The 22,399-nt window shown below is 69.0% G+C and carries 24 protein-coding genes; 17 read left to right on the top strand and 7 right to left on the bottom strand.

Annotated elements, in window-relative coordinates; all coding sequences use genetic code 11:
- Positions 1–110 precede the first annotated feature (110 nt).
- From ACQP2E_RS01060 to ACQP2E_RS01075, 4 genes are all read left to right on the top strand, one after another.
- Entirely contained in the window at positions 111–1,052 is a 942-nt protein-coding gene (locus tag ACQP2E_RS01060; protein WP_433828017.1) for an ABC transporter substrate-binding protein, read from the top strand.
- The gene (locus ACQP2E_RS01065; RefSeq protein WP_433828018.1) at positions 1,049–2,137 is read left to right on the top strand and encodes a FecCD family ABC transporter permease; all 1,089 of its coding nucleotides are present in this window, start codon (positions 1,049–1,051) and stop codon (positions 2,135–2,137) included. The genes ACQP2E_RS01060 and ACQP2E_RS01065 overlap by 4 nt, the downstream gene beginning before the upstream one ends.
- Positions 2,138–2,147: 10 nt before the next feature.
- The gene (locus tag ACQP2E_RS01070) at positions 2,148–2,939 is read left to right on the top strand and encodes an ABC transporter ATP-binding protein (RefSeq protein WP_433828019.1); all 792 of its coding nucleotides are present in this window, start codon (positions 2,148–2,150) and stop codon (positions 2,937–2,939) included.
- A 76-nt stretch (positions 2,940–3,015) separates the two neighbouring features.
- On the top strand, positions 3,016–3,246 hold the full coding sequence (locus ACQP2E_RS01075; protein WP_433828020.1) for a flagellar biosynthetic protein FliQ: 231 nt from the start codon (positions 3,016–3,018) through the stop codon (positions 3,244–3,246).
- A gap of 16 nt (positions 3,247–3,262) precedes the next feature.
- Here ACQP2E_RS01075 and ACQP2E_RS01080 read toward each other — a convergent pair whose 3' ends face one another.
- Positions 3,263–4,018 (bottom strand): VOC family protein, encoded by a 756-nt coding sequence (locus tag ACQP2E_RS01080; protein ID WP_433828021.1) that lies wholly within the window; start codon positions 4,016–4,018, stop codon positions 3,263–3,265.
- Between the two features lie 104 nt (positions 4,019–4,122).
- Here ACQP2E_RS01080 and ACQP2E_RS01085 point away from each other — a divergent pair, with 104 nt between their 5' ends.
- On the top strand, positions 4,123–4,536 hold the full coding sequence (locus ACQP2E_RS01085) for a GNAT family N-acetyltransferase (RefSeq protein ID WP_433828022.1): 414 nt from the start codon (positions 4,123–4,125) through the stop codon (positions 4,534–4,536).
- 22 nt (positions 4,537–4,558) lie between these two features.
- Here the strand turns inward: ACQP2E_RS01085 and ACQP2E_RS01090 are convergent, their stop codons facing one another.
- From ACQP2E_RS01090 to ACQP2E_RS01100, 3 genes are all read right to left on the bottom strand, one after another.
- Positions 4,559–5,026, bottom strand: coding sequence for a hypothetical protein (locus ACQP2E_RS01090; protein ID WP_433828023.1), 468 nt, complete (start codon positions 5,024–5,026; stop codon positions 4,559–4,561).
- Positions 5,027–5,090: 64 nt separating this feature from the next.
- On the bottom strand, positions 5,091–5,957 hold the full coding sequence (locus tag ACQP2E_RS01095; protein WP_433828024.1) for an LLM class flavin-dependent oxidoreductase: 867 nt from the start codon (positions 5,955–5,957) through the stop codon (positions 5,091–5,093).
- Positions 5,957–7,960 (bottom strand): HelD family protein, encoded by a 2,004-nt coding sequence (locus ACQP2E_RS01100; protein ID WP_433828025.1) that lies wholly within the window; start codon positions 7,958–7,960, stop codon positions 5,957–5,959. The genes ACQP2E_RS01095 and ACQP2E_RS01100 overlap by 1 nt, the downstream gene beginning before the upstream one ends.
- Before the next feature lie 201 nt (positions 7,961–8,161).
- Here ACQP2E_RS01100 and vapB point away from each other — a divergent pair, with 201 nt between their 5' ends.
- The 6 genes from vapB to ACQP2E_RS01130 all read left to right on the top strand — a co-directional run bounded on the left by vapB (position 8,162) and on the right by ACQP2E_RS01130 (position 12,238).
- On the top strand, positions 8,162–8,383 hold the full coding sequence (vapB, locus tag ACQP2E_RS01105) for a type II toxin-antitoxin system VapB family antitoxin (protein ID WP_433828026.1): 222 nt from the start codon (positions 8,162–8,164) through the stop codon (positions 8,381–8,383).
- Positions 8,384–8,469: 86 nt separating this feature from the next.
- Complete coding sequence (locus tag ACQP2E_RS01110) at positions 8,470–8,685, top strand: hypothetical protein (protein WP_433828027.1); 216 nt, start codon at positions 8,470–8,472, stop codon at positions 8,683–8,685.
- Positions 8,686–8,888: 203 nt separating this feature from the next.
- Entirely contained in the window at positions 8,889–9,425 is a 537-nt protein-coding gene (locus tag ACQP2E_RS01115) for an MFS transporter (RefSeq protein ID WP_433828028.1), read from the top strand.
- Between the two features lie 96 nt (positions 9,426–9,521).
- The gene (locus ACQP2E_RS01120) at positions 9,522–9,785 is read left to right on the top strand and encodes a hypothetical protein (RefSeq protein WP_433828029.1); all 264 of its coding nucleotides are present in this window, start codon (positions 9,522–9,524) and stop codon (positions 9,783–9,785) included.
- Entirely contained in the window at positions 9,782–10,633 is an 852-nt protein-coding gene (locus ACQP2E_RS01125; protein WP_433828030.1) for a menaquinone biosynthetic enzyme MqnA/MqnD family protein, read from the top strand. The genes ACQP2E_RS01120 and ACQP2E_RS01125 overlap by 4 nt, the downstream gene beginning before the upstream one ends.
- A gap of 96 nt (positions 10,634–10,729) precedes the next feature.
- Positions 10,730–12,238, top strand: a complete 1,509-nt coding sequence (locus ACQP2E_RS01130) for a hypothetical protein (protein ID WP_433828031.1) — start codon at positions 10,730–10,732, stop codon at positions 12,236–12,238.
- 39 nt (positions 12,239–12,277) lie between these two features.
- Here ACQP2E_RS01130 and ACQP2E_RS01135 read toward each other — a convergent pair whose 3' ends face one another.
- From ACQP2E_RS01135 to ACQP2E_RS01145, 3 genes are all read right to left on the bottom strand, one after another.
- The gene (locus ACQP2E_RS01135) at positions 12,278–13,222 is read right to left on the bottom strand and encodes an aldo/keto reductase (protein WP_433833715.1); all 945 of its coding nucleotides are present in this window, start codon (positions 13,220–13,222) and stop codon (positions 12,278–12,280) included.
- A 154-nt stretch (positions 13,223–13,376) separates the two neighbouring features.
- Positions 13,377–14,207 carry an SWIM zinc finger family protein gene (locus ACQP2E_RS01140; protein ID WP_433828032.1) on the bottom strand — a complete coding sequence of 277 codons (831 nt, stop codon included), beginning with the start codon at positions 14,205–14,207 and terminating at the stop codon, positions 13,377–13,379.
- A gap of 1 nt (position 14,208) precedes the next feature.
- On the bottom strand, positions 14,209–17,319 hold the full coding sequence (locus ACQP2E_RS01145; protein WP_433828033.1) for a DEAD/DEAH box helicase: 3,111 nt from the start codon (positions 17,317–17,319) through the stop codon (positions 14,209–14,211).
- A 49-nt stretch (positions 17,320–17,368) separates the two neighbouring features.
- Here ACQP2E_RS01145 and ACQP2E_RS01150 point away from each other — a divergent pair, with 49 nt between their 5' ends.
- The 6 genes from ACQP2E_RS01150 (at position 17,369) to ACQP2E_RS01175 (ending at position 22,399) form a co-directional block, all read left to right on the top strand.
- The gene (locus ACQP2E_RS01150; RefSeq protein WP_433828034.1) at positions 17,369–17,956 is read left to right on the top strand and encodes a TetR/AcrR family transcriptional regulator; all 588 of its coding nucleotides are present in this window, start codon (positions 17,369–17,371) and stop codon (positions 17,954–17,956) included.
- Positions 17,957–18,002: 46 nt separating this feature from the next.
- On the top strand, positions 18,003–19,244 hold the full coding sequence (mqnC, locus tag ACQP2E_RS01155; protein ID WP_433828035.1) for a cyclic dehypoxanthinyl futalosine synthase: 1,242 nt from the start codon (positions 18,003–18,005) through the stop codon (positions 19,242–19,244).
- Positions 19,245–19,482: 238 nt separating this feature from the next.
- A complete protein-coding gene (locus ACQP2E_RS01160) occupies positions 19,483–20,232 on the top strand; it encodes a demethylmenaquinone methyltransferase (RefSeq protein WP_433828036.1) in 750 nt (249 codons plus the stop codon).
- Positions 20,233–20,281: 49 nt separating this feature from the next.
- Complete coding sequence (locus ACQP2E_RS01165) at positions 20,282–20,542, top strand: hypothetical protein (protein WP_433828037.1); 261 nt, start codon at positions 20,282–20,284, stop codon at positions 20,540–20,542.
- Between the two features lie 118 nt (positions 20,543–20,660).
- Positions 20,661–21,953 carry a geranylgeranyl reductase family protein gene (locus ACQP2E_RS01170; RefSeq protein ID WP_433828038.1) on the top strand — a complete coding sequence of 431 codons (1,293 nt, stop codon included), beginning with the start codon at positions 20,661–20,663 and terminating at the stop codon, positions 21,951–21,953.
- Positions 21,954–22,033: 80 nt separating this feature from the next.
- Positions 22,034–22,399 (top strand): NADH-quinone oxidoreductase subunit A, encoded by a 366-nt coding sequence (locus tag ACQP2E_RS01175; RefSeq protein WP_111652111.1) that lies wholly within the window; start codon positions 22,034–22,036, stop codon positions 22,397–22,399.

Raw genomic sequence — 22,399 nt, forward strand, 5'->3', positions numbered from 1 at the left:
GGCCGACAAACCACCCGGCAGTCGCCCCTGACGGCCGACAAAAGCACCCGGCCAGCCGTCCCTGACGGCCGACAAACCACCCGGCAGTCGCCCCTGATAAGAAACAGGTCATGCGACAACGACGTCTGATCAGCACCGCGATAGCCGCGACCGCTCTGCTTTTCGCCGGAACCGGATGTGGTGGCGAGCAGGCCGCGGATCCGAGGGTGGCACCGGCCAGCTCCAGCCCGTCGGCGGCGTACCCGGTCACGGTTGGCTCGGTGACCCTCGACGCCCGGCCGGAGAAGATCGTTTCGCTGAGCCCGACCGCCACCGAGATGCTCTTCGCGATCGGCGCCGGGTCGCAGGTCACGGCAGTCGACGACCAGTCCACCTACCCGGCCGACGCGCCCAAGACCGATTTGTCGGGCTTCAAACCGAACGCCGAGGCGATCGCGGCGAAAGACCCGGACCTGGTGGTGCTCTCCAACGACCTCGAGAACATCGTGGCGCAGCTCGGCAAGCTGTCCATCCCGGCGTTCGTGGCGCCGGCCGTGACCACTCTGGACCAGACGTACGACCAGATCAGCGACCTGGGGACACTCACCGGCCACCAGGCGGAGGCGGACAAGGTCGGCTCGGACATGGCCGCCAAGATCGACGAGATCGTGAAATCGGTTCCGGAACGTGCCAAGCCGCTCACCTACTTCTACGAGCTCGGCCCGGAGCTGTACTCGGCCACCTCGAAAACGTTTGTCGGCTCGATCTTCACCCGGTTCGGCATGACAAACGTGGCGGACGCCGCCGACCCGGACGGCTCGTTCGGCGGTTACCCGCAGCTCGCGCAGGAATCGCTGGTCAAGGCGAACCCGGACACGATCTTCCTGGCCGACACCAAGTGTTGCCAGCAGTCCGCCGAGACGGTGAAAGCGCGGACCGGCTGGTCCGCGGTCACTGCCGTCGAGACGGGTCAGATCTACGGCCTCGACGACGACATCGCGTCGCGCTGGGGTCCGCGTACCGTCGATCTTGTCCAGGCTGTCGCCGACGCGGTGAGCAAGGTTCCCGCGTGACCGATCGCCGCGTCGTGGCGCGGCCTGCCGGACTGCGGCCTGCTGAGCTGCGGCCAGCCGGGCTGCGGCCTGCGTGGCTGGTCGCGGGGGTGCTGTCGGTGCTGGTCGCGATGCTGGCCGGCCTCGCTTTCGGCTCCGCCCGGCTGCCTCCCGCAAGCGTCGCGGTGGAGATCTTCAATCAACTTCCCTGGGTACGCGTGAACAGCGGCCTCAGCGAACGTGAAGTCGCAATCCTGATGCAGTTGCGGCTGCCCCGAGTCGTGCTGGGTCTGCTGGTCGGCGCGATGCTGGCCCTGGCCGGCGCCGCCTATCAAGGCGCCTTCCGCAATCCGCTGGCCGACCCGCACCTGCTCGGGGTGGCGGCCGGCGCGGGGCTCGGCGTGACAGCGGTGATCGTGCTCGGTGCCAGCGGCGCCACTGAGCTGCCGGTGGGCGTACCCTTGGCTGCTTTTGCCGGTGCGGTGATCGCGGTGGCTCTCACCTGGTTGCTCGGCGCGGCCGGCAGCCGGGATCGATCGCCGGCCGCGCTGATCCTGGCCGGGGTCGCGGTGTCGGCCTTCCTGTCGGCGGCGCAGACCTACCTGTTGCAGCGGCACGTCGAGTCGTTGCAACAGGTGTACTCGTGGCTGCTCGGCCGGCTGTCCACCGCCGGGTGGCACGACGTGCTGGTGATCCTTCCGTACGCCGTGGTGACCGGCGTGATCGTGCTGGCCCAGCGCCGTGAGCTGGACGTTCTGACGGTCGGTGACGCGGAGGCGGCAAGTCTCGGGCTGCATCCGCAGCGCAGCCGGTACTTGTTGATCATCGCGGCGTCGCTCGGTACCGCGGCGGCGGTGTCCGTCTCCGGGCTGATCGGGTTCGTCGGGATCATCGTGCCGCACACGATCCGGTTGCTGACCGGCCCGAGTTACCGGTCGCTGCTGCCGCTGTCGGTGCTGTTCGGCGCCGCGTTCCTCACCCTGACCGACCTGCTGGCCCGGACCGTCGCCGGCGACGCGGAGATCCCGATCGGTGTGGTCACCGCGTTCCTCGGCGCGCCCTTCTTCGTGCTGGTGATGCGCACGATGAAGTCGATGCCGACATGATGGGGCCCGGATGACCGGCGCGATCACCGTGCGGGGCCTGACGGTCCGGCTGGACGGCACCCTGATCGTCGACGGGGTGGACCTCGAGGTCGCCGAGGGTGAGTGGGTGACCGTTATCGGACCCAACGGCGCCGGCAAGTCCACGGCGCTGCGGGCGATCGGCGGACTGCTGCCGCACGACGGGGAGATCCGCTGGCACGGCACGCCGATCGATCGGCTGCCACGCCGGGAACGCGCCAAGGCGATCGCCACCGTGATGCAGTCGCCAGTGGTCCCGCCGGCCATGGGGGTCTACGACTACGTGCTGCTCGGGCGTACCCCGTACATTCCGCCGCTGGGCCGTGAATCGGCCTCGGACCTGGCCGTGGTCGACGAGGTCCTGGCCGCGCTCGACCTGGAGCCGTTCGCCGGGCGCCGCCTCGACACGCTGTCCGGAGGCGAGCGGCAGCGGGTATTCCTGGCCCGCGCGCTGACCCAGGGCGCCGGCATCCTGCTGCTGGACGAGCCGACAAGCGCCCTCGACATCGGCCACCAGCAGGAAGTCCTCGAACTCGTCGACCGGCTGCGCGCCGAACGCGGCCTCACCGTGCTGGCGACCATGCACGACCTGTCGACCGCGGGGGAGTACGCCGACCGGATGATCCTGCTGGCCGGCGGTCGTGTGGTCGCCGCAGGCACACCCGCCGAGGTGCTGACCGAACAGAACCTGGCCGAGCACTACCGGGTACGCGTACGGGTCATCGACGGTGAGCACGGCCCACTCGTCGTGGCGGTCCGCGGCAACCCGAATGCAACCGTTTAGCACTTGAAAAGCCCTTGATTCGCCCGAACAGTTCGTTATGACGGACACGATGGTGGTGGAATTAGCGTTCCAGGCCATGACTATCTCGGCGAAGCTGGCGGCACCGGTGCTGCTGACCGCGCTCGGGGTCGGCTTCGTGATCTCGCTGTTCCAGTCGGTGACCCAGATCCAGGAGGCGACGCTCTCCTTCGTCCCGAAAGCGATCGCGATCGGGCTCGTCCTGCTACTTACCGGCAACTGGATGCTGCGCGAGATGATGACGTTCACCGAGCAGCTGTACGCCAAGATCCCCCAGCTCCTCGCCTGAGCGTCTCGGCGGGGCCTTACGGGGCCAGGACGGCGAAGCTGCCGCCCTGCGGGTCTTCCAGTAGGGCGTACCGGCCTGCGGCGATTCTGGTGGGCTGGTGCACGATCCGGCCGCCGAGCCGGCTTGCGTGCTCGGCCGCGGCGTCGCAGTCGCCCACCGCGAAATAGACCAGCCAGTGCGGCAGCAGATCGTCGGGCCACCCGGCGCCGGCCATCAGCTGGACACCGGCGACCGGCTGCTGGTTGAGCTGGCACAGTGCGTACGGCAACCCGCCGATGCTGGCGTCCTGGTACTGCCAGTCGAAAACCATGCCGTAGAAGTTCTTCGCGCCGTCCAAGTCCCGGGTGTTCAACTCGTTCCAGGTCAGGGCGCCCGGCGCGTTGAAGATCTCGGCGCCTCGCATCGACCCCGGCTCCCAGACGCTGAACGGCGCCCCGGCCGGGTCGAGGAACGCGGCCATCCGGCCCTGATCCATCACGTCGAACGGGGCGACAAGCACTTTCCCCCCGACCGCCTCCACCCGGGCGGCCACCACGTCGGCGTCGTCGGCGGCGAAGTACGTGCTCCAGGCGGTCTGCTGGCCCTCGCCGAAGAGCGGCCCCGCCCCGGCCACCTGCAGGCCGTTGAGCAGGAACGTCGTGTATCCACCGAAGTCGTCGCCGGAGACCTCAGCGGTCCAGCCGAACATCTCGGTGTAGAAACGGGTCGCGTCTCCCAGGTCGGCGGTGGCCAGATCCACCCAGGTAGGCACGCCCGGCGCTGGAACGGTCATGTTCCGCATGGTCGCATTTACATGCTCCGCTAAGAATGAAACTGTCGTTGTTCCGGCTCACGTGAACCGATGCCGTGGCCGCCGACGTAACTATCATGGCGGTCATGATCTTGAGGCCGGTGCGTCGCGACGAGTTGTCCCAGGTCCTGGCGTTTTGGCAGGAAGCCGCGGAGAACGACGTCCGCCCCGTCGACACGCCCGCCGCAGTCGAGGCTCTCGTCGACCGTGACCCGGCCGCGCTGATCGTCGCGGTTGTCGGCGAGTTGGTCGTCGGCACCATCGTCGCCGGATGGGACGGCTGGCGCTGTCATCTCTACCGGCTCGCGGTCGCGCCCGCGCACCGCAGAGAGGGCATCGGTGGGCGGCTGATCGAGGCCGCCGAGCAGCGGTTCCGCGAGTTGGGTGGCACCCGTGCCGACGCCATGGTGCTCGACCACAACACGAAGGCGCACGGCATCTGGGCCGCACACGGCTATCGCCGGCAGGACGAATGGTCCCGCTGGGTGAAGCCGCTCTAGTACAGGGCTGGGTGAAGCCGCTCTAGTACAGGTGGGTTCGCTCGTCCAGGAAACGTGACGGTGTGCCACCGAAGACGCCGATGGCTCCATATGCGAGATTCAGAGTGTCGAGGCGGTAGCTCCACTCGCCGTCACGCAGGTGTGCGATCCGATAGTTGATCTGCCAGCGCAACCACTGCCCGGGCGCGAGCAGCACCATCGACCCGCGGTACCACCGGAACGGGTTCATGCCCGGCTCGGGGACGAGTTCCACACTCAGCAGCCGACCGGCCGGGCGCAGCGAGACCCGGGACGGATCCGGCAATTCGCGCCGCAGCGTGAACCTGGGATCGAAGTTGTTCCACTCGGCCATGTCGATCTCGTGCAGGATCGGTGTGCCGGCCTCCGGGACCGGGAACGCGATCGGCATCGCAGTGTGCCGCGCGGCCGCTTCCCCGCCGCGCGACTGTTTCGTCCATGCAGTTCGTACCCATTGGGCGACGATGTCCACATCGGGATCGTCACCCGAGCCGACCCTGTTCGGCGAGTGAGTTTCCCCGTTCAGGGGAGGGAAATCAGCGGCCCAGCGCTGCGAACGTGGCCCGCACCTGGCCGACCGGGTCCGGGCCGAGGGGTCGCAGCACCAGCGTGCTCATCCCCGCGTCGGCGATCGCCTCAACCTTGGCCGGTGTCTCCGCGGCCGGGCCGATCAGCGAGAACAGCTCCGACGGTTCGACGCCGAGCCACTCGGACTGGACGCGTACCAAATCGCCTGTGATCTTTTCGGCGTCAGCCGAATCGTCGTTGACGTGCAGGAACACGAAGACGATCGCCTCGTGATCGGGTTTGGCGCCGCCCTCGCGCACGTGCGCGAGGGACTCGCTCAGCTGTGCCGGACCGTTGCCCTCGGCGATGATCGTCCCGTCCGCGACCCGGCCGGAGAGCGCCAGTGAGAGCGGCTTGACCACGCCGGTGACGATCGGCGGCACGACGGCCGGCGGATGCACGAGTTCCACTCCGTCGATGTACACCTCGCGGCCGTGCAGCGTCACGGTCTCGCCGCTCAGCAGGCCGCGGATCGCGACGATGCTCTCTTCGAGAAGGGCGAGTTTCGACTTGTGCTCGGCGCCGACCTGGCGCATCCAGCCCGCGACGCCGTGACCGAGACCTGCGACGATGCGACCGGGGTGGACCCGGGCGAGCATCGCCAGCTCCATGGCGAACAGCGCCGGATTGCGCAGCGGCGCCGGTGCGATGCCGATGCCGACGCGGATCCGGGAGGTGGCGGCGAGGGCCAGAGCCGCCGCGCTGATCGACCCGGCCCAGCCCAGGTCTTCGACCAGCCAGAGATCGTCGACTCCGGCTTCCTCCATCGCCACGGCGAAGGCGGGCAACTCCTCGGGGGCACGGTCGCGGTCGAACATCACTCCGATACGAGACATCAATCGATCCTAAGGGCGTCGGGCAGTGGCTCGGCGTGCAATACCGACAGCCGGGTCACGGCCCGGGTGAGCACCACGTAGAGGCGGTTCAGCCCCTTCGGCTCGGCGGCCACGATCGCGGCGGGCTCGTGGACGATGACATGGTCGTACTCAAGGCCTTTGACAAGCGTGGCGGGCACCACCGTGACGCGCGCCTCGGACTCGGTCTCGTCGGGGGTCGCGTGCTCGATACCCGCCGCGGTGAGGTGACCACGGAGCCGGTCCACCGCGTCGTCAGCGGCGATGACCGATACCGATCCCTCGTGCCCGAGCGCGGCGGTCACCTCGGCAAGCGTCCGGGCGTCCAGGTCCGCGGGGTCCGGCACGGGGATCACCGCGAGGTCGCCGTCACGGCGGAGCGACACCGCTTCCGGCACGTTCACCCCGAGCCACGGCAGCAGGCGATTTGCCAGCGAAACAACGGCTTCGGGTACGCGGAACCCGACGGTCAGCGGCACCACGGCGGCGTCCGGCTTGCCGAGGTGCCCGAGGATCTCCCGCCAGTCCGTGGCAGCCCACGGCGCCGTGCCCTGCGCGAGATCGCCGAGCAGCGTGATCGAGCCGTGCTCGCTGCGCCGGGCGATCACCCGGGCCTGCATGGGTGACATGTCCTGAGCCTCGTCAACGACCACGTGACCGAAACTGTTCTCCCGGTCGAGGAGCCCGGCGGCCTCGTCGAGCAGCACCAGATCGGCCGCGGTGAACTTCGCTGACTTCGCGGTCTTCGGCGGCTTGGCCCAGCGAATAGCGTCCTGTTCGGACTCGGTGAGCAGGTCACCGGCGATCGACGGGTCGGTCAGCACGCTCGCGACAAGTGTCTCCGCGGTGACGGCCGGCCAGGTCGCCTCGAGAAACTCGGTGACCGGCCCGATCTTGCTCATTTTCCGTAGCCAGGTCTCGTTGGGTGAGTTGCCGGTGCGGTACTCCGACTGGCGTTGCAGCAGGCCGACGACGCGGGCCCGGACACGTTCACGCCCGACCGCGTACGGCAGCCCGTCGCGGCGTGCCTCGTCGACGATCCGGCGCAGCGGCTCGGTGTCGATCCGCCAGCGGTATGAGCCGTCCGACACCATGATCGGCTCGGTGGGCTTCCTCAGGCGGCCCCACAGGGCTTTGCGGAGCACCTCCGCCATGCGTACGTCATGTTTGATCAACGCAGCCGGCGGCGGGTCGACCGCCTTGACCGGCACGCGACCGATGAGTTCTTCCAGTGTCGCCTGCTGAACCTCGACCTCGCCAAGGGTCGGCAGGACCGCCGAGATGTACGACAGGAACGCGGTGTTCGGCCCGACGATCAGCACGCCGGAGCGGCGCAACCGTTCCCGGTGCAGGTAGAGCAGGAATGCCGCGCGGTGCAGGCCAACCGCGGTCTTGCCGGTGCCGGGCGCGCCCTGCACGCAGATCGAGTCGCCGAGATCGGCGCGGACCAGCTCGTCCTGCTCCGGCTGGATGGTGGCGACGATGTCCCGCATCGGCCCGACACGTGGACGCTCGATCTCAGCGGTCAGGATCCGGCTGCTGGTGCCGAGCTCCTCGCCGCGGTCGAGGTGCTCGTCCTCGAAGCTGGTCAGGTCGCCTTTGACGAAGCCGAACCGGCGCCGGACGGCGACGCCCTGCGGGTCACGGACGCTGGCCCGGTAGAAGCTTCGGGACAGCGGCGCACGCCAGTCGAGCACCAGCGGCTCGCCGAGGTCGTCGGTGACGTGCCGCCGCCCCACGTGATAGGCGGCCTCGTCGATGTCGAGCCGGCCGAAGAAGAGCGGCGTCTCCGGGTCGTCGGCAAGCTCCTTGACCCGCCGGGCCATGTGCCGGCCCAGCTGCTCGGCGGTGTAGGCGTCGCCGGCGACCTTGTCACCGGCGGCGAAGAGCGACTGCGCCCGGTCACGCATGCGGCGCAGCGCGGCCCGGGACTCGATGAGATGGGTACGTTCGGTGGCGAGCTCGGTATCCAGATCGGTGGGCACAGATCATCCCCAGAAGCTTCGAGGGCTGCTGCTCGCGTATCCGCAGGACAGGTAGGCCGCCGGCGGCGCGGGGACGTCCGCTGCGGTGCATGCTCACCACGGCCGTCAAGCGGCCCTCCACGCTACGCCTAGACAACCGTCTGTCCACCGAATTAGCGACTGCCAGCCGAGATATCCTGAGATATCAAAGGGGGTGTGGAGATGGATCTACTGATTCGTGACGTTCCCGACGAAGTGGTGGCTGCCCTGGACGCCGAGGCCAGGCGCCTTGGTCTGTCCCGCAGCGAGGTCCTGCGACGAACCTTGGCGCGGGCATTCCCCCAGGAGAACCGCAAGGTGACCATGGCCGACCTGGTGCGCTTCGAAAGCGAGTACGCAGGACTCGCCGACGAGGAGTTGATGACCGAGGCCTGGTCCGGATAACCACCCCGACGTTGCTCGAGGTCGGTTTTTCGGCGCGGTCGGGTCCCGACCATCGCAGGCACTCCAGTCAGCCGCCGCTCTCCCTGATGCCGATCGAGTTCATGACTCCCGCCGCCGAGCAGCGTGCCGTCGAGGTGCAGACGCTCCTGGCGGATCAGGGCCGGCATCGGGCGCCGTCCGTTCCCGACCTGCTGGTCGCTGCGGTTGCCGAGCGATCCGGGCCCACCGTGCTGCATCTCGACAAGGACTTCGACATCATCGCTGAGATCACCGGCCAGCCTGTGGGACCGGGGCCGCGATGACGGCGACCGAGTGGGCCGGGCCAGGGCGACGGCCGGGAGCGGCGGTGGCGCAGCAAGGCCGCCAACCTCATGTTCGACGCCGACGCCGACGCCGAGCATCCCGAGTCGTTCGCGGCGGAGCGGGCGCTCGTCGAGCTCTACCTGGCCCGCGACAAGGACCGCATCCGCGAGTGGACGGAGCGTCAGCCGCAGGAGACGCAGCAGTGGCGCAAGGCGTCGCAGCTGATGGGTCCTTCACATCCGTCTCCGGGCTGCTCCTGGCGGCGAGCCTCCCGATCGCAGTGTTGGCCCCGCTCACCGGGCGTCTTGTCGACCGTGCGGACAGTCGTACCCTCCTGGTCCTCGCTGGTCTCGCCCAGGCCGCGCTCTGCGCGGCGCTGATCTTCACCACCCAGCCGGTTTTGATCATCGCGTCGGTGGCGCTGCTCGCGTGCGGCGTCGCGGTCACCCAGCCGACCTTCGCCGCGCTCGTGCCGGGCATGGTGCGTGAGGCCGATCTGGCGCGGGCGAGCGGCCTCGTGCAGACCGCCGGGCAGATCGGGATGCTCGCGGCACCTGCCCTCGCCGGGACCCTGCTCGGCCAGGCCGGACCGGAACTGCCACTCACGCTCGCTGCAGCGAGCTATCTCGCGCTGGTCGGAATCGGACTTCTCATTCGTACGCGTAGAGGCGCACCGACTGGGGCGAAAGGCCGCCGGCCGTGCCTTTCCGGCTGCGCGACGACCGCGTCCTCACCGTGATGACCGTGGCGGTCGCTGCCGTGGTCTGCCGGCTGGCTGATCCCGCTCTGGATCGTCGGCGGCGCCTCGAACGGCGCTCTCAGCATCTGCACCACCGTGCTGATCGCGAGCCGGGTGCTGTCGGCGGCGCACGGCCGTGCCTTCGCCGTGACCACCGCGGCCGTCCAGGGCGCCGGGCTGACCGGACTGCTCGTGGCCGGCCCGCTCGCCGAGGCCTTCGAGCCCCGGATCCTGGTCGCGGGCGCCGGAGCAGCCGGGATCCTGGCCGCGCTGGCCTGCCTGCCGCTGGTGCGATCTGAGCCACCCGCCACCCCGGCGACCAGCGGTCGCAGCGAGATCAGGGATAACGTCGCAGCATGAGCGACAGCGTCCGTCGGCCCCGGGTCGGGCACATCCAGTTCCTGAACTGCCTCCCGATCTACTGGGGGCTGATGCGTTCGGGCGCCCTCCTCGATGTCGATCTGCACAAGGACACCCCGGAACGGCTCAGTGCCGCGCTGGTCGCCGGTGATCTGGACATCGGGCCGATCACCCTCGTCGAATATTTGCGGCACGCCGACGAGCTGCTCCTGCTACCCGACCTGGCGGTCGGCAGCGACGGGCCGGTGCTCTCGGTCAATCTGGTCTCCACCCGGCCTCCGGCCGAGCTCGACGGACGGCCGGTCGCGCTCGGTTCCACCTCGCGGACCGGCGTTCTGCTCGCGCAGATGCTTCTGGCCGAGAGGTACGGGGTCGAGCCCGAATACTTCCGTTGCCCGCCCGACCTGTCGCAGATGCTGATGGAGGCCGACGCCGGTGTACTGATCGGCGACCCGGCCCTGCGTGCGATGTACGAAGCGCCCGCCCTCGGCCTCCAGGTGATCGACCTGGCCGACGCGTGGAAGGAGTGGACCGGGCTGCCGATGGTGTTCGCCGTCTGGGCGGTCCGTAAGGACTTCGCGGCCGCGCACCCGGGCCTGGTCAAGGACGTGCACGAGGCGTTCCAGCGGTCACGTGACCTGGCTCTCAAGGAGCTGGACGAGGTGGCCGAGGCCGGTGCCCGGTGGGAGCCGTTCGACGCGGCCACCCTTGCGAATTACTTCCGGGCGCTGGACTTCTCGCTCGGTGAGCGGCAGATCGCCGGGCTGCGCGAGTTCGCCCGGCGCGGTGCGCTGCGTGGCGAGGTGCCGGCGCTGCCCGACGACGGGCCCCGCTTCGCCGACGTCTAGTTTTCGTCTCTCCTTCATCGGAGAGGTTGCCTCTTCCTCACTGGTCGCCTTTAAGATCCTCGGACTTCCCGCCGTTGATCTCTGAATTCGGTGACCATGCGTCTGCGTACTCTGTTTCGTCGTTTCGCCCTGCCCGCAGTGGTCAGTGGCCTGGCCGTCACCGGTCTGGCCCTGCCCGCGCAGGCGGCCGAGGAGGAGGACTTCCCCTACGTAGCGGTGATCGGCCCGGAGACGGTCACCGTGATCAGCGGGCAGTCGAAAACCGTCAAGGTCGACGTCTACAACGTGACCGACATCGCGGCGAAGGACGTCGTCGTCAGCTTCGGCGACAAGGCCAAGCCGATCGGCGCGGACCTCGGGTTCACTCCGCCGGAAGGCTGCGACAAGACCACCTGCGACCTGGGTGACTTCAAGCCGGGTGAGAGGCGCACCCTCGCGTTCTCGATCAAGCCGGTGGCCGCGGCCGGGCCGGCGACGACCATTCCGGTCTCCGTCCGAGCCGGTGACCTGCCGGGCTTCGGGTCCTCGATCGCCGTGGTGCAGACCGACAAGGGCGGCGTCGACCTCGAGCTCGGCGACATAAAGGATCTGAAGGTCGGCCGCGGCAAGTCCGCGGACGTGCCGTTCGAGGTACGCAACACCGGCAACCGGGACGTCGAGGCGGTCGGCCTGTTCGTCATCTCGCCGTACTCCGACGTGGTCCCGGCGCTGAACTACCGCAACTGCCTCGACGACGAGGAACTCGGCGGCATCATCTGCGTCATCGACGAGCCGCTGGCGGGCGGTGGCACGTTCACCCTGCCCGAGGCCGCCCCGCTGCGGATCACGGTGAAGTCTGACGCGCCCGGCCCGTACGAGTACCCGGTCCTGGTCGGCGCAGTCGGCCTGAGCGGCGATTACCTCGACGACTTCGCGCGGAAAATCGCGAATGCGGCCGGCGCGGAGCTGAAGCTCCAGTCGGTGCCCACGGCGTCAGCCGACGAACCGGACGGGATCGACGACCTCAACCCGGACGACAACATCGCCGACTTCACGGTGGCGGTGCCGAAGTCGTCCGCGGACAGCAAGGCTATCGGTGGCGTCTTCGAGGGCAGCGCCGGCCAGACCGTGTCGGTCGACGTCGGCGTGCAGAACCTCGGCCCGACCGGAACGGTTCCGCCGAGCCTGCAGTACATCCCGTACGTGCACGTCACGATTCCGGGCGGCGTCACGCTGAGCAAGATCGACGACATGTGCATGGCCGGCACCTCGCTCGACGACCTCGTCGACCCCGAGTCGCTGACCGGCCGGGACTATGTATGCGTGATGGACGGCCTGGCCAAGAACGCCAAGGCGCTCTTCACCTTCACCGGCGAGATCAGCGAGGGTGAGCACGCGCCGGGGACGGTCATTGTCGACGGCGGTGTACAGGACTCGAAGAACGGCAACGACACGGCGGCCCTCACGGTGAAGCTGACCTCCGGCGGCGAGGGCGCCGGTGAGGCGCTGCCGATCACCGGGGCGCCGACCGGCCTGCTCGCCGGCGGTGGCGTGGCGCTGCTGCTCGCCGGTGTGATCGCGTATCGAATGGCCCGGCGCCGCCGGATCATCACGGTCGTGGAGTAGTGAACAAAGGCCGGGAGCAACGCTCCCGGCCTTTCGTTGTCAGCTCAGGATCGTTTCCAAGGTCGCGACGTCGGCCGCGGTGAGTTCCCAGGACCCGGCCGCTGCGTTCGCCTGCACCTGCTCGGCCGTGGTGGCACCGGCGATCACGCTGGTCACCGCGGGCAGAGCGGCGAGACCGGCGATCGCGACGTCGAGCAGGCTGTGCCCCCGCTCCGCACCGAACGCGGTAAGCGCCTCGATGGTGTCCCAGTCGGCCTCCTTCAGCCAGGGCGCGTACCGGTCCTGCGACAGGCGGGTGCCGGCGGCCGGCGGCTCGCCGCGGCGGTACTTGCCGGTCAGCAGACCGGAGTCGAGCGGGAAGAACGGCAGCAGCCCGAGACCGAACTGCTCGCAGGCCGGCACCACTTCCGCCTCGGCCTCCCGATGCAGCAGGCTGTAGCGATTCTGCGCGCTGATGAACCGGGTCTGCCCGCTGGTCCGCGCGGTCCAGTCGGCGTCGGCGATCTGCCAGCCGGAGAAGTTCGAGTTGCCGAGGTACCGGACCTTGCCGGATCGGACGAGGTCGTCCAGCGCGGCGAGCGTTTCGTCGATCGGGGTGGCCGGGTCCGGCTCGTGCATCTGGTAGAGGTCGATGTAATCGGTTTCCAGCCGGCGCAGCGACGCCTCGACGGCGCGGGTGATGTACCGCCGGGAGCCACGGGCGCCGAAATCCCGGCCGTTCAGGCCCTCCATGTTCATCCCGAACTTGGTGGCGAGCACCGCTTCCTCGCGCCGGCCCTTGAGGGCGGCTCCGAGCAGTTCTTCCGAGGTGCCGTGCGGGGTTCCGTAAATGTCTGCCGTGTCGAACAGCGTGATGCCGGCGTCGAATGCCGCGTCGACCACCTCGCGGGTGCCCTCGGCGTCCAGCTTGCGGCCGAAGTTGTTGCAGCCGATGCCGACGACGGACACCACGAGGCCCGAGTCGCCCAGCCGGCGGTAGGTCATCTCACTCACGGTTGTTAACTCCAATATTGGTTGTCATCTATTGACACGACTTGTCACCTCTCGCAAAGTTGAGGACACTCCCGGTAACCCCACAGGCCGCCGCGTCCATCGTGGACTCGCCCACGATCGGTTCACGATGGACGCGGCCCGGGTGTCATTCCTCCGCTTTCCCCAGGTCGCGGTACGCGGCTCGGAGCGTGTCGACAAGCGGGATGTGCCGCACCTTCACCGGCGGCGGGTCGAGTGCCCGCAACAGCAGCTCGGGCGGGGTGCCACCCCGAGCCGGGCGTTCCCGGAGCCGCCCCAGGCTGATCCCGGGTGCGTAGAAGTCGGCAAGCCGGGCCTCCAGCGGCTCCTCGTCGATCGCGAGCGGGTCCGCCATCTCCTCGTCCGGCTCGGGGGTGCCCCGCAGGTCGTCGAGGAGCGTGTCCCTGTTCCGGCCACGCCAGGCGAGCACCAGGAACGGGTCGTCGTCGAAGGCCTCGGCCAGCACGTAGAGCGCGGCCGAGCCGTGTTTGCACGGGATGCCCCAGTCCGGGCAGGAGCAGGAGATGTCCAGCTCCGAGGGGAACAGCGGCATGCCCAGGTCGGTGAAGAGCTCGACGATCTCGTGCGGCATCTCGCCGGCCAGCAGCGCCGCGCGGTACAGCGCCCGGCTGCCCAGCGCCTCGGTGATGTCGGTCCACTGCGCCTCGGCGTAGGCCGGGATCCGGATCTCGACCTGGTAGGGCACCGGTCGCGAACCTTGCACGCGAGCGGTCACCCGGCCAGGCGCAAGGGCAAAATCCAAGACCTGACCCTTGCGAGCGTACGTTCGCCCGCGCGCCAGCCGCCCCGGTTGGCAAACGCCCTCCAGCCAGTCGACGAATCGCCGTGACCACCACTGCTCGCCGATCTTCCCGCGCTGTGCCCGGACCGCGAGCCCGCCGTCCACCACGATCGGGCGTCCGGCCTCGTAGAACCTCCCGCTGCGGTCGACAGGCATGTCAGCTCACCGCCCCGGGGCCGAGGGAGAACAGCTCACGCAGCTGGTCGGTGTCCAGGTCGGTGACCCAGTCCTCGCCGGTGCCGACGACCGAGGAGGCGAGCGCCTTTTTCCGCTCGATCATCTGGTCGATCTTCTCCTCCAGCGTGCCGGTGCAGATGAACTTACGAACCTGCACGTCACGGGACTGCCCAATGCGGTACGCGCGGTCGGTGGCCTGGTCCTCGACCGCCGGGTTCCACCATCGGTCGAAGTGGACGACGTGGTTGGCCGCGGTGAGGTTGAGGCCGGTGCCGGCGGCTTTCAGCGAGAGCAAGAAGATCATCGGCTCGGTGCCGGTCTGGAACCGCTCGACCAACTCGTCACGGCGTGCCTTGGTGAGGCCACCGTGCAGCCAGAGCACCGGCCGGTCGAGCTGAGCCGTGAGGTACGGCTGGAGGAGGGTGCCCCACTCGGCGTACTGAGTGAAGACCAGGGCCTTGTCGCCGTCCTCGACGATCTCCTCGGCGAGTTCCTCCAGGCGGGCCAGCTTGCCCGAGCGGCCGGGCAGGCGAGAGCCGTCCTTGAGCAGGTGGGCCGGGTGGTTGCAGACCTGCTTGAGTTTCATCATCGCGGCGAGCACGTTGCCCCGCCGCTGAATGCCCTCGCTGTTCTCGATCTCGGCCATCATGTCCTCGACGACGGCCTGATAGAGGGTGGCCTGCTCCGGTGTGAGCGAGCACCACACCTTCATCTCGTTCTTCTCCGGGAGGTCCGAGATGATGCTCTTGTCGGTTTTGAGGCGGCGCAGCACGAACGGGCCGGTCGCCCGTTTCAACGCGGCGGTGGCGTCCTCGTCCTGCCGGTTCTCGATCGGCTCCTGGAAGCGGCGCCGGAACCGTTTCGCCGGCCCGAGTAGTCCCGGGTTCACAAAATCCATGATGGACCACAGCTCGGCGAGATGGTTTTCCACCGGAGTGCCGGTCAGGGCCAGACGGGTACGCGCCTTGATGGCCCGCACGGCCTGGGACTGACGAGTCCCGCTGTTCTTGATCGCCTGAGCCTCGTCGCAGGCCACCCGGCCCCAGCTGACCTCACGCAGCGCCTCGAGGTCACGCAGCGCGGTGCCGTACGTCGTGAGCACCAAGTCGGCGCCGGCCACCGCCTCGGTGAAATCCTCGCCGCGCAGCCGGGTGCCGCCGTGGTGCACGTAGACGCGCAGCGAGGGCGCGAACCGGGCCGCCTCTTTCTGCCAGTTGCTGACCAGCGACATCGGGCAGATGAGCAGCGTCTTCTGGGAAGGATCGGTCAGCATCAAGGACAGCGTCTGCGCGGTCTTGCCGAGGCCCATGTCGTCGGCGAGGATCCCGCCCAGCCCGAGCCGGCTGAGGAAGGCCAGCCAGGAGAGGCCGCGTTCCTGATAGGGCCGCAGCGTGCCGTGGAAACCGGCCGGCGTCGGCAGCGGAGTGAGGCGTTCCGCGGCCTGCCCGGACAGCAGGTCACCGAGCATGCCGTCGGCGTCGATCTCGACGAGCGGCAGATCCTCGTCGCCGCCGTCGACCACCTGCTGGAGCACCTCGCCCGCGGTGAGCTCTCCCTCGCGCCGCCGGCTCACCACCTTGAGCGCCGCTTTGAGCTGGCGATCGTCCAGCTCGACCCACTGGCCGCGGACCCGCACGAGCGGCACCTTGAGCCGGGCCAGCTCGGCCAGCTCCTCGGCGCTCACTGTGCTCTCGCCGATCACCAGGTCGATCCGGAACTCGACCAGCTCGGCCAGGCCGAACCCGGAGTCGGCGACAGCCCGGGACGCCCCGGCAGTGGATTTCGGTTTCGACCGGGTGGTGAGCTTGAGACCGACACCCTTACGCCCGGCCCAGGACGGCAGCTGCACGCCGAAACCGGCCGCCTGCAACAGCGGAGCCACCTGGCGCAGGAACTCGAACGCCTCCCCGGTGGTCAGCGGCATCGCGGCCGGCCGCTGTTCCAGCAGGGCCATGTGCAGCAGCGGGAAGAGCCGGACCGCCCGGCCCAGCCCGGCCAGCAGCGTCTCGTCGGGACGCCGGGGCAGGCCGGGGAACCGCTCGCCCTCCCACAGCGCGGCGGCCGTGAGATAGAGGCTCGGATCGTCGGCTGACTGAAGCGCGAACTCCAGGGCCCACTCGTCGGACTCGACGCCCGGCTCGATCAGCCGGAAGCTGACCCGGAGCGGGCCGTTCGCGGCGTTGGCGGCCCGCATCCAGTCGTCGAGCGCCTGGCGCAGCTCGCGGACCTCGCCGGTCGGCGCACCGGGCAACGCCGGGTCGTCGGTGGTCAGCGCGGAGAGCCAGCGGTCCGGCAGCGGCGCCTTGGGCCCGGGCCGGATGCCGGCCAGGATCCGCTCCGGCATCACGTCGCGCGCGGCCACGTCGACAAGCGCGTCGAGCGTTTCCCGGACGATCCGCCCGGCCGGATGACCGGCCGTTTGCTCCGCCCCGGGCTTTCCCGGCGCCGGCCTGCCCGACCCCGCTTTCCCGGGCGCGGATGTCATGACCGCACGGGCCACCGGCGGGATGCCTGTCGCGAAATCGCGGTAGGTCACGGCGTCGGCGCCGGTCAGCACCGGCCGCCAGCGCGCCGTGGGGACACCGGCCTCGACCACCAGCTGCGGCAGCATCCGCCCGCGTCGAGCGAGGTCACACGCGTAACCCGCGAGCAGGCAGAGGTAGCGCAGCGACGGCCCGGCGATCCACGAGCCGGCCGGACCGGGCTCGGCGAGGGTCGCGAGCACCGGCGTGGCGGCCGGCGCGGGCACGGCGAGCACCGGGATCGCCCAGGCGCCGAGCCGGAGCCCTCGGAGAGGTCGCCCGGCGCCGGCCTCGGCGTCGATCTCGCTCGCGGCGGCTGCGGCCGCCTCCGGTGAGGGTAGTGGGCCCGGTGCGGTGCCGGGCAGTGAGATGGTCGCGGTCTCGCCCGCCGCGTCGATCACCGGATCGCCGAGAACCTCACGCAGCACATCGGCGGAGACCGCGAACGGGTGCGGACGCGAGCGAGCCCGGGACGCCGAGGTCAGCGGCATCGCCGGATCCTCAGCCCAGAGCACGAGGCGACCCGGGCCGCCCGAATCCGGAACCCAGGCGCCATGAACCACCAGCACCGCGACCCCCTGCCTGGACCTTTATCTGTACGTCGTACACAATAGCGCCGTGGGCGAAGCGCGCCGAACCATCGACCTGCTCTGGTTTCCGGAGCCGGTGGCGAAAAAGCGGGGCCGCCGTCCCGGGCTGAGCGTCGCGCGCATCGTCGATACCGGCATCACTCTGGCCGACGCCGAGGGCCTGGAGTCGGTGACGATGCGGCGTGTCGCGCAGGAGCTGGGTGTCGTCCCGATGACGCTCTACACCTACGTTCCGGACAAATCCACCCTGCTCGACCTGATGCTCGACCGTCTCTACCTGGAGATGCCCCGGGCCGATCTGCCGGGCCGGCCGTGGCGTGAGCGACTGACCGCCGTCGCCGACGAGAACCACCTTCTCTTCACCGCGCATCCCTGGGCCGCCACCCTGCCGGCCGACCAGCCGCCGCGGGGACCGGGCCTGATGGCGAAATACCAGCATGAGCTGCGCGCTTTTGACGGCTGCGGCCTCGACGACCCGCAGACCGACGCCGCGCTGACCTTCCTGATCGGATTCGTGCAGACATCGGCGCGCTCGGCGGCCGAGACACGCGCTGCCGCGTACGCGTTCGGCCTGGGCCGCGTGCTCGACGGACTGGCCGCCCTGATCGATCGGTGACCCGCGCCGCTGACGGGCCAGGCGGGCGAGACGTACGCTTCGAGTCGTGACCGCGAATCCGGAGATCGACAGCATCCTGCAACGCGGCGCCGACGGCGGGCGGATCACGCCCGAGGAGGCGCTGCTGCTCTACACGCAGGCCCCCTTCCATGCCTTGGGCGAGGCGGCCGACGCGGTCAGGCGCCGCCGCTATCCGGACGGCATCGTCACGTACCTGATCGACCGGAACATCAACTACACGAACGTCTGCGTGACCGCGTGCAAGTTCTGCGCGTTCTTCCGCGCGCCGAAACACAAGGACGGCTGGTCGCACCCGACCGAGGAGATCCTGCGGCGCTGTGGCGAGGCGGTCGATCTCGGCGCCACCCAGGTGATGCTTCAGGGCGGCCACCACCCGGATTACGGGGTGGCGTACTACGAGGAGCTCTTCTCCTCGGTCAAGCAGGCTTACCCGCAGCTGGCGATCCACTCGATCGGCCCGAGCGAGATCCTGCACATGGCCAAGGTCGACGGCGTCTCGATCGAGGACGCGGTGCTCCGGATCAAGGCGGCCGGGCTGGACTCGATCGCCGGCGCCGGCGCCGAGATGCTGCCCCTGCGGCCGCGTAAGGCGATCGCCCCTCTCAAGGAGAGCGGTGAGCGCTGGCTCGAGGTGATGACCGTTGCGCACCGGCACGGGCTCTCCTCGACCGCGACCATGATGATGGGCACCGGCGAGACGAACGCGGAGCGCATCGAGCACATCACGATGATCCGCGGCGTGCAGGACAAGGCCGTGGCGAACGGTTACCGCGACGACGCCGTCGAGCAGAGCCACACGGTCGGCGGGTTCCGGGCGTTCATCCCGTGGACCTACCAGCCGGAGAACAACCACCTGAAAGGCCGCACCCAGGCCACCACGGTGGAGTACCTGCGTTTCATCGCGGTCTCCCGGCTGTTCTTCGACAACGTCGCGCACCTGCAGGCGTCCTGGCTCACCACGGGCAAGGACATCGGCCAGCTCTCGCTGCACATGGGTGTCGACGACCTGGGCTCGATCATGCTGGAGGAGAACGTGATCTCCTCGGCCGGCGCCCGGCACCGGTCGAACCTTCAGGGGCTGATCTCGATGATCCGCACGGCGGACCGCATCCCCGCGCAGCGCGACACCTGGTACCGCCACATGGCCGTGCACCGCACCGCGGCCGAGGACCCGACCGACAAGCGCGTGGAGTCGCACTTCTCCTCGATCGCGCTCCCGGGCGGTGGCGCGGGACGCACCCAGCTGCCGCTCGTGGACGCTTCCTGACCCCTTTGGGGGGTGGTCGTCGGCCGTTCGGCCAGGTTCGGATCGTCGGACCGGTGAGAGCGGGTTGCTCCTTCGTAACGAGGCCGCTCGTTGCCTGTACCGGGTCGTTCCCGCTGGTTACGTTGCCTGCGTAGGGATTGAACTTCTTATGCGTCGCAGGCCGCGGTTGTGGGTCGGTGACGAGCAGTCGGACCCGACCGATGGCGGTCGTATATATAACGCACAAGGCACGGGCGGGATGGGAAACCATCCCGCCCGTTCTGTTCGCGAGCGAAGTGGGAGAGTGGATCCCGTGACGCGCGCAGACCTGGACAAGCAGCCACACGAGGTCGCCGAGATGTTCGACGGCGTGGCGAGCCGATACGACCTCACCAACACCGTGCTCTCCTTCGGCCAGGACCGGGGCTGGCGCCGCGCCACGCGGGCCGCTCTCGCCCTGCGGCCGGGTGAGCGTGTCCTGGATGTGGGTGCGGGCACCGGCGTCTCCACCGAGGAGTTGAGCCTGTCCGGCGCGTTCGCCGTGGGCGCCGATCTCTCGGTCGGGATGCTGCGGGCCGGCCGGGCGACCCGGCCGGACGTGCCGCTGCTCGCCGGCGACGCGCTGCGGCTGCCGTTCGCCGACGCCACCTTCGACGCGGTGACGATCTCCTTCGCGCTGCGTAACGTCGTGGACACCACCGCTGCGCTGCGTGAGTTCGCCCGGATCACCCGTGCCGGTGGCCGGCTTGTGGTGTGCGAGTTCAGCCACCCGACCAACGCGGCGTTCCGGACGCTCTACATGTCGTACCTGATGCGCTCGTTGCCGACGGTGGCCCGCGGTGTCGCCACCAACCCGGATGCCTACGTCTATCTGGCCGAGTCCATTCGCGCCTGGCCCGATCAGCAGGGCCTGGCCGCGCGAATTGCCGAGTCGGGGCCGTGGGACCGAGTCGGCTGGCGAAACTTGACCGGTGGAATTGCCGCCCTACATCGTGCTACTAGGGTGTAAATCCAGACATTCGGCGTACAAGGCCGCCAATGGCTGTTTAGCTCGGGCCATGACCAATATCGGGCAACTCGAGGACACCGACATCGACATCGCGATCGACGAGGGCGAGGCCGGCGAGCGCCGTGCGACCGAGCTGGCAAACCGTCTCCGGATGGTCGCAGCCGAGGATCCACTGCTCGCTCAGGACCTGGTCGAAGGCCTGATCGTGGCGTTGGACCGGGCAATGGGCGGCACCATTCGGGACCATCTGGACGGACCCGCTCTCGGCGTGGCGGACAAGGTTCTCTCCGACCCTGAACAGGTTCGGTAGCCACGCCGAAACAATTAGGCGGACCTGAGCGCAAAGATCTTCGATAGTCGGCCTACACTCCGATCGAGGCATGCTTGTGAACTAATTCACGAGCACTGCACGAGATGGAGGTTGGACCGTGAGCGACCACGGAACAGGTTCGATCGTCGCCGATGAGGCGGACGTGATCGTGGTCGGAGCTGGGCCGGGTGGCTCTGCCGCGGCCTACCACCTCGCGAGGCACGGCGTGCGCGTGCTGCTGCTGGAGAAGACCGAGTTCCCGCGCGAGAAGGTCTGTGGTGACGGCCTTACGCCGCGCGCGGTTCGCCAGCTGATCCGCATGGGTGTGGACACTTCGGAGAAAGCCGGCTGGCTGCACAACCGTGGCCTGCGGGTGATCGGCGGCGGTGTCCGGATGGAGCTGGACTGGCCGGATCTCGCCAGCTTTCCGAACTACGGCCTGGTCCGTACCCGTCTCGACTTCGACGACCTGCTGGCCCAGCGCGCCGTGGAAGCCGGCGCGCTGCTGCGCACCGGTGTGAACGTCACCAGGCCGGTCTTCGACGAGGACGGCTACGTGATCGGCGTCCAGGCGAAAACCGACGGCGAGCCGGTCGAGTACCGCGCGCCGCTGGTGATCGCCGCGGACGGCGTCTCCGGCAAGTTCCCGCTCGCCCTCGGCCTGGCCAAGCGTGACGACCGCCCGCTCGGCGTGGCGGTCCGGCGCTACTACCGCTCGGCCGCCAAGGCCGACGACAACTACCTCGAGTCCTGGTTGGAACTGCGCAGCGCGCAGGACCCGGGCCGGCTGCTTCCCGGGTACGGATGGATCTTCGGCCTCGGCGATGGCCGGGTCAACGTCGGCCTGGGCATCCTCAACTCGTCCGACGCGTTCGGCAAGACGAACTACCGCGCACTGCTCACCGACTGGCTCGGCAGCACCCCGGAGGACTGGGGCCTGCGCGAGGAGGAGAACGCGGACGGCCCGACCCTCGGCGCCGCTCTCCCGATGGGCTTCAACCGGGTTCCGCACTACACCCGCGGCGTACTGCTGGTCGGTGACTCGGGTGGCATGGTCAACCCGATGAACGGCGAGGGCATCGCGTACGCGATGGAGTCCGGTGAGCTCGCCGCCGAGATCGCGGTGCAGGCGCTCGCCCGTCCGGCCGGACCGGAGCGCGAAAGGGCACTCCGGGCCTACCCGGCAGAACTCAGCATCCGGTTCGGTGGTTACTACCGGATCGGAGGGATCTTCGTGAAGCTGATCGGCAACCCGCAGATCATGCGGGCCGCGACGAAGTACGGCATGCCGCACCCGACGCTCATGAAGTTCGTCCTCAAACTCCTGGCCAACCTGACCGACCCCCGGGACGGCGACGCCATGGATCGCATCATCAACGGTTTGACCAAGGTGGCGCCCGCCGTCAGGTGACGGAATCGGGCACCCCGAGCAAAGGGATACAAAAGCGCAGGAACTAGTGTGAAGCGGCTAACAGTCGCACGGGAGTGAACATGACGGTCAACCCTTATGTCCCGATCGTCGGGTTGCTGATCCTCGGGGCCCTCTTCGCGTTGTTCTCGGTCTCCGTCGCGCCCATCGTCGGGCCGAAGCGGTACAACCGGGCGAAACTCGATGCTTACGAATGCGGGATCGAGCCTGCGCCACAGCCGATCGGTGGCGGCCGGTTCCCGGTGAAGTTCTATCTGACCGCGATGCTCTTCATCATCTTCGACATCGAGACCATCTTCCTTTACCCGTGGGCCGTCTCGTTCGACGCGCTCGGCCTCTTCGGGTTCGTGGAGATGGTCCTCTTCATCGTCACCGTCTTCATCGCCTACGCGTACGTGTGGCGGCGCGGCGGCCTGAACTGGGACTGA

Origin of the sequence: Actinoplanes sp. CA-015351 (genome assembly GCF_050955685.1) — a bacterium.
Taxonomy (GTDB): Bacteria; Actinomycetota; Actinomycetes; order Mycobacteriales; family Micromonosporaceae; genus Actinoplanes.